The organism is Paenibacillus sp. FSL E2-0190 (assembly GCF_037992965.1).
GTDB classification, from domain to species: Bacteria; Bacillota; Bacilli; order Paenibacillales; family Paenibacillaceae; genus Paenibacillus_AQ; species Paenibacillus_AQ odorifer.
The window spans coordinates 5,575,248-5,587,266 of sequence record NZ_CP150306.1; the positions used below are offsets into that span (position 1 = coordinate 5,575,248).

A 12,019-nucleotide genomic window follows, 5' to 3' on the forward strand; every position below is an offset into this window, starting at 1 on the left:
ATACGATGACATTCTCTTTGGAATCATCTCACTAATAACATTTACTTGTTTACACAAGTTGCTAAAAGATGTTCTAAAACGCAAATTCGTTTCGGTATCCAGTTTTCAAGGATCAAGTCTTACTTGAGAGCTTAAACTCTCAAAACTGAGCAACGAGTGAGTAACAGGCCTAAACCTGAGTTTTGGAAGCTGAGCTTCCGATTTGAATGTTCTCATTGCAGAGAACGATTCTCCATAGAAAGGAGGTGATCCAGCCGCACCTTCCGATACGGCTACCTTGTTACGACTTCACCCCAATCATCTACCCCACCTTCGGCGGCTGGCTCCCTTGCGGGTTACCCCACCGACTTCGGGTGTTGTAAACTCTCGTGGTGTGACGGGCGGTGTGTACAAGACCCGGGAACGTATTCACCGCGGCATGCTGATCCGCGATTACTAGCAATTCCGACTTCATGCAGGCGAGTTGCAGCCTGCAATCCGAACTGAGACCGGCTTTGATGGGATTGGCTCCACCTCGCGGCTTCGCTTCCCGTTGTACCGGCCATTGTAGTACGTGTGTAGCCCAGGTCATAAGGGGCATGATGATTTGACGTCATCCCCACCTTCCTCCGGTTTGTCACCGGCAGTCACTCTAGAGTGCCCAGCATTACCTGCTGGCAACTAAAGTTAAGGGTTGCGCTCGTTGCGGGACTTAACCCAACATCTCACGACACGAGCTGACGACAACCATGCACCACCTGTCTCCTCTGTCCCGAAGGCCGCTGCTATCTCTAGCAGATTCAGAGGGATGTCAAGACCTGGTAAGGTTCTTCGCGTTGCTTCGAATTAAACCACATACTCCACTGCTTGTGCGGGTCCCCGTCAATTCCTTTGAGTTTCAGTCTTGCGACCGTACTCCCCAGGCGGAGTGCTTACTGTGTTAACTTCGGCACCAAGGGTATCGAAACCCCTAACACCTAGCACTCATCGTTTACGGCGTGGACTACCAGGGTATCTAATCCTGTTTGCTCCCCACGCTTTCGCGCCTCAGCGTCAGTTACAGCCCAGAAAGTCGCCTTCGCCACTGGTGTTCCTCCACATATCTACGCATTTCACCGCTACACGTGGAATTCCACTTTCCTCTTCTGTACTCAAGCCACCCAGTTTCCAGTGCGACCTCAGGTTGAGCCCAAGGTTTAAACACCAGACTTAAATAGCCGCCTGCGCGCGCTTTACGCCCAATAATTCCGGACAACGCTTGCCCCCTACGTATTACCGCGGCTGCTGGCACGTAGTTAGCCGGGGCTTTCTTCTCAGGTACCGTCACTCCGGTAGCAGTTACTCTACCGGACGTTCTTCCCTGGCAACAGAGCTTTACGATCCGAAAACCTTCATCACTCACGCGGCGTTGCTCCGTCAGGCTTTCGCCCATTGCGGAAGATTCCCTACTGCTGCCTCCCGTAGGAGTCTGGGCCGTGTCTCAGTCCCAGTGTGGCCGTTCACCCTCTCAGGTCGGCTACGCATCGTCGCCTTGGTGGGCCGTTACCCCACCAACTAGCTAATGCGCCGCAGGCCCATCCCTCAGTGACAGATTGCTCCGTCTTTCATTCTTCTCTCAGGAGAAAAAAGAAATTATCCGGTATTAGCTACCGTTTCCGGTAGTTATCCCAGTCTGAAGGGCAGGTTGCCTACGTGTTACTCACCCGTCCGCCGCTAAGTCACTTTGAAAGCAAGCTTTCAAAACAACTCCGCTCGACTTGCATGTATTAGGCACGCCGCCAGCGTTCGTCCTGAGCCAGGATCAAACTCTCCAATTAGTATTGAAAAGAGCGATATGCTCATTTTGAAACATCTGACGAGAAAATTAATTCTCTAATTTTGGATTTCACTTACGTGATTTCCTACTCACTCGTTGTTCAGTTTTCAAAGATCAAGTTCTCGTTGGCGCCGTTTAATGTCTCAGCAGCAACTCTTATAATATATCATGCTTTCTGATTTATTGCAACTCTTTTTTTTAAAGTTCTTTGCAATCTAATTCAGATTATCATTCACCAACCGAAAGCTTTATAGTTCCTCTTTGCGACTGGATTTATAATGTACCATATATCCCTACATAAAAACAACACTTAAAAATTTATATTTTATAAATAAGTGCTTTTGCCCCACTTTATTTAACATCTTTTATCCCTATTTACCTATAAAAAAACGTGTAGATTCTTAGGATACAGAATCTACACGTAAGTCAAACAACGGCTTAATATATAAATTTATTAGTTTGAAATCCAAGGATTTCTACGTTTTTTAGTACTCGCTGCTGAACCTTGAGATTTCGTAGCAGCTTTGCTTTTCTTGCTGCTAGGTTGACCTGAAGTCTTTGCTTTTTTGCCTGTTGCTGTTTCCTTTGCTACACTCCCCTTATTCTTGAGAGAAGCGTTAGAAGTTGACGCATCAGTCTCTGTTCTAGCCGTTTCGGGAGATTCCTGCACGAACGCTTCAGGTTCTTGAATTTCCGGCACCCGATTATGCTGCGAATAATTACCTATCCCTGGATACTGCGGATTGGATGGAATATTAGAGTTATCCGGTCCACCAAATGCTCCAAGCGTAGAAGTAGGTACCATTCCCTGATTAGGCATTCCTGCTCCATATGCGGAAAAAGCGTTTGGATTCCCATATTCAGGATAGGTGTTATATACAGGCATGTCATATGAATAAGTTTGCACTGGTTGAATATGCACGCCTCCGCACCCACAAGTTGGCCAAGGAAGGTTCGGCGTCTGTCCTCCATATTGAGGAACAGCATACGGGGAGAAATCCCCGCCAACATTCATGCCAGCAACATTAGCCTCCATCGGATTCCACTGTCCTGGACTCATATTAGGGGCAGCATTGGGATTCCATTGCTCTGGGCTTATGTTTAGCGCGGCATTGGGATTCCATTGTTCTGGGCTCACGTTAGGCGCTGCATTGGGATTCCATTGCTCTGGGCTTATGTTTGGTGCGGCATTTGGATTCCATTGTTCTGGGCTTATGTTTGGCGCGGCATTTGGATTCCATTGTTCTGGGCTTATGTTTGGCGCGGCATTTGGATTCCATTGTTCTGGACTCATATTAGAATACATATTGCCCGAAAAATAACATGGTGAAATACATTCTGGTGCATAAGCCATTGGCTGAACATAACTTGGTGCCCAGTTCATGTTCATATTAGGGCTATTTTGATATGAATCATAGAGATAAGGATTTCCTCCCAGTCCCGGGTATCCGTTGGAATTGTCCCATGAGCAATCATTGTCTGCTTTTTTCTCAGCTTTAGGTGCTTCTTGTTGAGCAACCGGCTCTTGATTTGGAACCGTAATCTGAACAAATAAACTCTGCATTTCAATTTCTTGCACAGGAGCAACTTCCATTTGCATATTAGGCGCAGGATTGGGTGCAATGTTTTGTGTATTAATAGGGGCGATGTTTAGCGATGGGTGTGGTGCAGAATTGGATTCAGGTGAGATATTTGTCACTGGTTTAGGTGCAGGTTTAGCTTCTGGCTTGGTCTCTGGTTTTACTTCTGGTTTAGTTTCTGATTTAGGTGCAGGCACTACTTCAGCAGCAGGCTGTTCTTTAGGACCTGTATATTCCTTGCCACCCACCTGCGTTTTCTCTGACGCGTTAGACGGTGTATACCCAGGCTGTGTCGGTGAGGTATTGGATACTTTTTTAGGAATATTAACTACTTCCCCTAACATAAGTACATTTGGATTCTTTAGTTGGGGATTGGCCTCAACCATATCCTTCAAAGGAATTCCCCAGGCTTTAGATAATTTCCACAAGGTATCTCCTTGTTTAACGGTGTGCTTGTAGTAAACTTCACTGTTCTCCGGTACGGATACAGGGGCCGTAGGTATTTTTACTTTGTCTCCAACCGCTAACACATTCGGATTACTGATCTGCGGGTTTGCTTCAATAATTTTTTGTAACGGCACTCCGTACTTTTGCGATAATGCATACAAACTATCGCCTTGTTTGACAATGTGTATTTTCACGTAGCATTAACCTCCTAAAAGTTTTGTGGAGTATTGCTTTCTTTACAGCTACACAGCAAAACTGACTTCGAAAGCAAACACCCTTTTCATGGAACATTGCTCTCTTACAAAGTTATATGCGGTACAGCCGCCTCCTTCGTTACTACATCTTATGCAGCCCATGGGCGAATGACATCCCCGAAATAAAAAAAATCCTTTCATGATCCATGAAAAGATTAACCGGAGACTCCCGTTTTCTTCTGCATGTATGCATAAAAGGACTTCTGATGCGTATTCAATGCTATTTACATTGTATGATTAGTCTTTATTCCCAAACCTTATAGCCATCTTTATCAACCACATTACGGAACTCTTCGAGCAGCTTCAAAGTGATTGGACCCGCTTGTCCTTCACCAATGATCCGGCCGTCAATTTCACGTGCTGCAATAACCTCAGCAGCTGTGCCAGTGAAGAACACCTCGTCCGCTATATAAACATCATGCATTGTGAACGGTTCTTCTTTCAGTTTAATACCTAATTTCTCACAGAGCTCAATGATCGCCAGACGGGTAATTCCTTCAAGGGCTCCCAAGTAACATGGAGGAGTGAAAACTACACCATTTTTGATGATGAAAATGTTATCGCCCGATCCCTCAGTAACATAACCTTGAGCGTTCATCATGATGGCTTCGTCGGCTTCTGCCAAGTTGGATTGGATTTTTACTAGGATATTGTTTAGGTAATTAAGCGATTTGATCTTTGGATTGAGCGCATCCGGAATATTACGGCGTTGGGACACAGAAACTGCACGAAGTCCGTTCAAATACGCTTGTTCTGGGTAAATAGCCAGTTGCTCAACGATAATAATTACACTAGCTTTTGGACAACGGCGTGGATCAAGCCCTAAGTTCCCTGGTCCCCGGGACACGATCAGTCGAATATAGCCGTTACGCATGTCGTTAAGACGTATCGTTTCAGCCATAGCTTCCAGCATCTCATCATACGTTAGCGGAATGTCCAGCATGATCGATTTTGCCGAATCATACAGTCTGTCCAAATGCTCTTTACATTTAAAAATATTGCCGTTATAGATACGGATACCTTCAAAAATACCGTCTCCATACAAAAAACCGTGATCAAAAACGGATACCTTTGCATTTTCCTTCGTTACGTGTTGTCCATCCAAATAGATCCATTGCTCAGCCATGAATTTACTGCACCTCCGCTTTCTCTTCCTCATAGGTGTATGTGGGATACGAGCCCAGAATCCTTACCTGACAGCCTAAAGCACTAATTTCTTCAATAGCCCCTGGCAGCAGAACAGATTCTATCGGTTCCAGCACATCAATATAAAAATAATAAGTACCCAGCTTCTTCTTCGTTGGTCGTGATTCAATACGCGATAAATTCAGTTTCCGCCAGGAAAAAGCAGCAAGCACCTGATGCAAGGCACCTGGAAAATCCTCTGGCAGCGTTACTAGAACACTCGTCTTTACTCCTGTGCTGCTCCGCGGAAGATCTATCTTCTGTGGACCCACCAGGACAAACCGTGTGTAATTGTTGTTGTGATCTGTAATTTGCCGATCTACAATCTCCAGCCCATGAGTAGCGGCGCCAAGAGCGGTACCGATAGCAGCCCAGCCCTTGCCGGGATTGTTTTTGACGATTTCTACAGCTTCAGAGGTACTTCCAACCGACTCCAGTTCAGCCCAAGGGGCATGCTTACGAACAAATTGCATACATTGTGCCATTGCTACGGGATGCGAAAGGATTTTTACCATCTTGGTGAAATCCTTGTTGCCGTCTGTATCTGTGAATTCCCTTGGGTTACCGATAAGATTCTGTATCGATGGAAAAATCCATTCCGTCTGCATTGGCAGATCCACTTCATTGATGAGCCAATCGATGTGAAGACTAACTGAGCCTTCAATGGTATTTTCAATCGGAATCACGCTGTAATCGGTGGTACCATTCGCCGTAGAGAGAAATACATCGGAAATTAACTTGTGATGCACAAGCTTTACAGGTTCACCGTTAAACAAATGCAGCAGCGCTTCGTGGGATACCGAGCCCTGCGGCAATACCGCTATTGATTTCATGACCGTACTCCTTTTATCATATCCAAAAATGATACGTTTTGCATCTCGTTTATTTCAAGCAGCTCTGTAGTAACTCCAGAAGCACAAGGTGTTAACCAGCAGGTCCGAGCGGAAATGCCATGTTCCTGCATCGTATTCTTCAAGAAGGCCTCAAGCTCACTCTTACGGGTCTCTTGGCGATCCACTAAACATAGCAGAGTCGGTCCAGCACCGCTAAGTGCGATCCCTAAAGCACCGTGTTCAGGAGCTTCTGCGAGCAGCTTCTCCATGCCCGGTATAAGCGGTGCACGATACGGCTGATGCAGGCGATCCTGCATCGCTCTGCTAAGCAGGTCAAGCCGGCCTGATGCCAGCGAAGCCGTCAATAGAGAGGTTCTGCTGATGTTGTACACAGCATCACTAACTGAGATTTCTGTTGGAAGCAATCCCCGCGCTTTTGTGGTTTCCAGTTCGAATTCAGGAATAACCACCAGCACCTCAAGATTTTGTGGTGGTTCTAGCCGAACATAATCCGCATGTTCACCATCCCACACCGCAGTAATAATGCCGCCAAACAAGGAGGCACCCACATTATCGGGATGTTTCTCAAGCTGGGTAGCCATATCAAACAGCTTAGCATTATCCAGCGGAGAGCCAATCATTGTGTTCGCTGCGGCCATTCCGCCAATAATAGCTGAGGCACTGCTGCCGAGTCCACGCGTAAGCGGAATTTCCGAGTACATGGATATCGATAATTCAGGCACCGTAACGCCTGCCTCTGCAAATACCATTTGAGCGACCTTATAGAGTAAATTGCTCTTATCCTGAGCCACTCCATTCATCTCATCACCATATAGATGAAAAACAGTCTCCTCTGCTTCCTCCATCTCAATCCAGGCATATAGCGGCAAAGCCATACCCAGAGTATCGAAGCCCGGACCAAGATTGGCAGTACTAGCAGGCACTTTAACCCTAGCTCTTCCGTAAATACTCATAACAGGTACAATCTCCTTACTATGTTTTGAAATATGAAAGTATTAGTTCAGTGGCTTGGTTAACCTTCCACACGATAATGGCTCTTGATCCGGCGGATGACTTTCAGCTCCTCGAAATGGCGCAGCACTTTGTTCATGCTTGCTTTACTAGCGTTATGAGTGACAATAATGATCTCCGCATCAGGATTATTGGGATTGGCTTGCTGAACTACTGAATCCAAACTTACATCATATTCGGCAAACACTTGAGTAATCTTAGCCAATACCCCTGCTTTATCATCAACATGCAGAAGCAAAAAGTTTTTATAAAAAATAGCTTCATCACTCTTAAGCTTTTTCTGCTTGTAAGGTACTTTTTGCTTCAATCCATTCACACCTAGTTTAAGGTTCTTAATGACAGCTACCAAATCAGCTACCACTGAGGTTGCAGTTGGCATTGCGCCCGCACCCGCACCGTAGAACATGGTCTCTCCCACTGCCTCCCCGTATACGTAAACTGCGTTGAACACGCCATTGACGGAAGCCAAGGGATGACTAGCCCGAATCAAGGTTGGCTGAACACTGATGCTGAATTCTTCATCCTGACGTTCAGCGATGCCTAATAGCTTAATTTCATATCCGAGACGTTTCGCAAAGGCGATATCCGCCTTACTCACCTGAGAAATCCCACTCACACTTACATCATGCAGCTCCACGTTAGTACGGAAACCTAAGGTTCCGAGAATCGCCATTTTGCGGGCCGCGTCCAGGCCTTCCACATCCGAGGTTGGATCAGACTCTGCGTATCCCAGATCCTGCGCTTCTTTTAACACATCATTATAGGATGCGCCTTCTTGGCTCATTTTGGTTAGTATGTAATTAGTCGTTCCATTCACGATACCTATAATCTTCATAATCTTATCTGAGGAAAAGCCCTCGATAAGTGTGCGGATAATCGGAATGCCTCCTGCTACGCTAGCCTCATAAAAGACATCACATTGCTTCTCCTGCGCCTTAGCAAGAATCTCCGAGCCGTGCAGCGCCATCAAATCCTTGTTCGCAGTTACGACATGTTTACCGCGTTCCAAAGCTTCAAGAATATATTCTTTGGTTCCCGCGATTCCCCCCATAACTTCAACGATGACATCAATTTCAGGATCACGAATCACATCCCATGGATCTGTCGTTATTTTAGCAGGATCAACCTCGATTTCGCGTGGTTTATTAGAATTATTCACAGCTATACGTTCAATGACAATTGAAGAGCCTACCTGGCTGCTTAAATCCTCTTGATTCCCTTCCACGATACGAACTACACCTGTGCCTACTGTTCCCAGGCCCAGCAACCCCACTTTAACCGGCTTCATCTGTCTCCTCCTAAAAGTTTACGAATATAGTTCCTATCCCTGTCCAACGATTAAAGCACGCTTCACTCCTGGAATCTCTTTCAGACTATCCAGCATCTCTCCGAGTTCCTCATTTAAGTGTGAAATTTCTACGGAGATCACCACATTTGCCCGCCCTTGCAGCGGAATACTCTGGTGAATCGTCAACACATTAGCCCCATGTCCCGCTACAGAGCCTAGTACCTTGGAAAGCATTCCAGATTCGTGCTCCAAATCCATGGAAATCGTAACGATCCGCTCTCGTTCGAGCTGATGGATCAAGTGAATTCCATCCTTGTATTTATAAAAAGCGCTTCGGCTTAATCCCACCTGCTCTACACCTTCATTTACGGTCTTCGCATCCCCGGCCTCAAGCAATTGTTTAACCTGCATAGTCTTAAGTACAGCATCAGGCAATATGTCCTCCCGGACCAAATAATAGCGTTCTCTCACGAACGTCCTCACCTCAAAGACTTTTGTGTTTTCTTAGTGGACATTATATCGGAAAAGGCTTGTAAAATGCAATAACTTTATCTGGATGCTCCAAGGCCGGGTAGTTAGGTGTAGTAAAACCCCCGGATTCCCGGGGGCAGAAGGCAATCGTATGTACACTAACTGTATGGAATCGTCGTCCCGCAATAGTCACAGATTTTATCCTGCCCTGGAAGTACTCTACTCTTAGCACCGCAACTCGGACAAACGATGGATTTCGGCAGTTGGACAGGTGGCTTAGGCCTATTCTCCGGCAATGACTGCCGCCCAGATGATGGCTGGTTCTCTGATGCCGCGGAGGGCTGTGCCCGGTCAGGATGTACAAGATTGGGCGGTTGTTTATCTAAGAGCTTAACACGTCCTTCATAATAGACAAGATCAGAAGCAAGTAACCCCCATCTCACCAAATACCGTAGGTCTCTACGTACATCATCTTCACTTTGTTTCGTGATATCAGCTAAATTACCAATATGCCTAACATCATCCACTACGATCAGCATGAGATACTTCTTGCACAGAAAATCAAAGTTTTCTGTTGCGAAGGTAGCCCTCCCTGCAAAGCTTTCCGCCGGAATTATAAAGATCACGTAGAGGACCACCAGAATGATCAATAAAGTGTACCACTTAAAATCCCCTTTGTAGGTCCCCACGGCGAAGAGGACAGCAAGTTCCATAAAAGCTCCCATACATACATGATAGAGCAATTTGTAGTTAAATGATTTCCGCTCATTCTTATAATGAGTGCTTACAAAACGAAGCATCGCAAGTACAAACCCAAGCGGAGCAAACAAATAGGCAATCGCCATGATGATTCGATCAAACACTGTCCGGTCTCGCTTGTTACGGTAGCGAAGGTTATTCTCAGGCGCACGCACCAGTGCTTGTGCCCGTTTGGAATAAATAAGCTTCGGCGGCAATTTCACAAATGGATTGTCTACACGTCCTTCATAATAAACAATATCTGGAGAAAGTACTCCCTGATCTTTTAAATATTCCAAAACCTCGCGGACATTCTCTTCACTGAATCCACGAATATCGGATAGGCTGCCGATATGCCTTATGCCGTCCACAAGAACCAATGCGATATAGTCATTGCAAAGATAGGTGAATCCCTCTCTCCATCCTACGGCCCTAACGGATAATTTGATGGCGGGAATCCTAAACAATGCGTAGATAATCAACAGCCTGATCAAGAGTGCGACATAATCAATTTGACCGAGTAGCTTGCTAATAATGAAATAGATCGCCAATTCTACAAAGGCACCCATACACGCATGATAAAACAGGTTAATATTGCTTGCTTTGCGCTGTCTCTTGGAATGTGTAGATAATAACCGAATGGCAGCCAGTATAAAGCCAACCGGAGCAAATACATACGCAAACACAATAGTCGTATAATCAAACGCCGTCCGCTCATATTCATGCTTGTACACAGGTTTTCCCGATGTCGGCGGCTGTCTGCGTATATCCAATCCACTCATTTTGTCTTTAATCCCCTTATTTATGTAATCCTATATGCGATGCAGCTAATCTGTTGGTTGACGGCATTAATTGTACGGGATCTTCGTTCCACAGTAATCACAGCTTTTAGATTGGCTTGGGAGCACAGTATTCTGGGCTCCGCACCCCGGACAACGGATAGACTTAGGCAGTTGCGGCGGAGACTGAGGCTGCGCAGGTATTTGCTGCCCCGATGCTTGGGTTCTCCCCGTTCCTCCAAAGCCCGAAGTACTTTCAGGGTAACCTTGATTAGCTGCTGATGGTTCTGGCGTCTGGCGCCCTTCGGATAATGCGACATCAATATCAAGCAGTCCTTTATCCTTCAGATACTGGACATCTCTCCGTACATCACTTTCACTTTGGCCTATTCGTTCAGATATACTGCCAATATGCCGGATATTCTTATTTTGAATCAGCTCTATATAAGAAGTGTTAAGCTTAGAAAGGGTATATTTAGCTTTCGCTGTCACACTGGCCAGTATAAAAGCTGGAGTCAAAAACATGATTGCAATTAAAATAAGCGTTGATACTAATTCAGAAGTTCCAAATTCCCCATTGAGCGCACTAGAAAACATGGCAATAGAAAGTTCAACAAACCCACCAATAAATACATGCATCAGCAGATTGAGGTTAGTCGGTCTGCGGTAATTTTTGTAATGCGTTGTCATCAAACGTAACAAGGCAAGCACAAGTCCAACTGGCATCAGCAGATAAGCAGCCGCGAGAATAACATAATCAAACCCGGTACGTTCGTATTTAAGCCGGGGAACGGCTGCATTTCCTCCCGGGAGCGGTGACGGCTCTTGTAGGTTCAAACTGTTCATGTAGTAAACTCCTCCTATTTAAGTGCCGCTAATTCACGGTTACGCCGCTGAAGTGTAGACTTTATACTCTCTGACATCTCATTTACTTCTACCTGCCAGCCCTCATGTGGCTCTTGGGTCGCCAGCAGTAGCTTCACGTGATCATGTAACAGAGAAATCTGCTGCTGCAGAATATCCTCTGTAGCATATAAAGACGGTTCTGATATCGGATCACTGTACTTAAATTTTTCCTCCAACATATCTAACACGTTCACTAGCTGCTCGGATTCGGAATTCTTCCAGCTACTAGCCAGCTCACTCATTTCAGTTAATTCGTTCTGATACCGCCGAAACTTTTGTAAAGACCTTTTGGCTTGCTGTTCCCCTGCCCCAGCATTCCACCCGTAAAGCCCTATCGCGGCCAAAGTGATCGCTCCTAACACAAGAATCAGCAATTGTTCGGCTGCGTACCACAAGGCGGGTAACTCCAGCAGCCAATCGAAGAGTAAGGCCGATACAAATACGATGGTTGCATAGATTCCCGTAATGATTGCGCCGCTGATAAGAACAGGCGGAGTCTGCTGAATGCTACTTGCCGTTCGGAGCCAAAAAATACAATAGCCATAGATTACACTTTCTGCTAGCAGAACCGCGGATAAAGAAATTATGAACCGAAACAGTGAGTCAGAGAAACCTAATCCAATAAACGAGAACACTGTCAGTACTATAGCTACCGCATAAATGATGGTAATAATGTATATATATCTCCTGCTTTTGTTCATTAGGTCCTCC

Annotated in this window: 9 protein-coding genes and 1 rRNA gene; all 10 read right to left on the minus strand. The window is 45.7% G+C overall.

Features of this window, described 5'->3' with window-relative positions; translation table 11 throughout:
- Nucleotides 1-238 precede the first annotated feature (238 nt).
- The 10 genes from NST25_RS24555 to NST25_RS24600 all read right to left on the minus strand — a co-directional run bounded on the left by NST25_RS24555 (nucleotide 239) and on the right by NST25_RS24600 (nucleotide 12,009).
- Nucleotides 239-1,796, minus strand: a 16S ribosomal RNA gene (locus NST25_RS24555).
- Nucleotides 1,797-2,249: 453 nt separating this feature from the next.
- Nucleotides 2,250-4,016: a LysM peptidoglycan-binding domain-containing protein gene (locus NST25_RS24560; RefSeq protein ID WP_340392673.1), complete on the minus strand. Its 1,767-nt coding sequence runs from the start codon at nucleotides 4,014-4,016 to the stop codon at nucleotides 2,250-2,252.
- Between the two features lie 304 nt (nucleotides 4,017-4,320).
- Nucleotides 4,321-5,202 (minus strand): branched-chain-amino-acid transaminase, encoded by an 882-nt coding sequence (gene ilvE / locus NST25_RS24565; protein ID WP_036685189.1) that lies wholly within the window; start codon nucleotides 5,200-5,202, stop codon nucleotides 4,321-4,323.
- Between the two features lie 4 nt (nucleotides 5,203-5,206).
- On the minus strand, nucleotides 5,207-6,094 hold the full coding sequence (gene pheA, locus NST25_RS24570; protein ID WP_036685188.1) for a prephenate dehydratase: 888 nt from the start codon (nucleotides 6,092-6,094) through the stop codon (nucleotides 5,207-5,209).
- Nucleotides 6,091-7,068, minus strand: a complete 978-nt coding sequence (gene thrB / locus NST25_RS24575) for a homoserine kinase (protein WP_038573028.1) — start codon at nucleotides 7,066-7,068, stop codon at nucleotides 6,091-6,093. Before thrB ends, pheA begins: the two co-directional genes overlap by 4 nt.
- Nucleotides 7,069-7,127: 59 nt before the next feature.
- Nucleotides 7,128-8,414, minus strand: a complete 1,287-nt coding sequence (locus NST25_RS24580; protein WP_036685184.1) for a homoserine dehydrogenase — start codon at nucleotides 8,412-8,414, stop codon at nucleotides 7,128-7,130.
- 33 nt (nucleotides 8,415-8,447) lie between these two features.
- Entirely contained in the window at nucleotides 8,448-8,885 is a 438-nt protein-coding gene (locus tag NST25_RS24585; RefSeq protein WP_038573029.1) for an ACT domain-containing protein, read from the minus strand.
- A 158-nt stretch (nucleotides 8,886-9,043) separates the two neighbouring features.
- Nucleotides 9,044-10,405, minus strand: coding sequence for a hypothetical protein (locus NST25_RS24590; RefSeq protein ID WP_340392675.1), 1,362 nt, complete (start codon nucleotides 10,403-10,405; stop codon nucleotides 9,044-9,046).
- Between the two features lie 66 nt (nucleotides 10,406-10,471).
- Nucleotides 10,472-11,248, minus strand: a complete 777-nt coding sequence (locus NST25_RS24595) for a hypothetical protein (RefSeq protein ID WP_038573031.1) — start codon at nucleotides 11,246-11,248, stop codon at nucleotides 10,472-10,474.
- 14 nt (nucleotides 11,249-11,262) lie between these two features.
- Nucleotides 11,263-12,009, minus strand: a complete 747-nt coding sequence (locus NST25_RS24600; protein WP_076186071.1) for a hypothetical protein — start codon at nucleotides 12,007-12,009, stop codon at nucleotides 11,263-11,265.
- Nucleotides 12,010-12,019 lie beyond the last annotated feature (10 nt).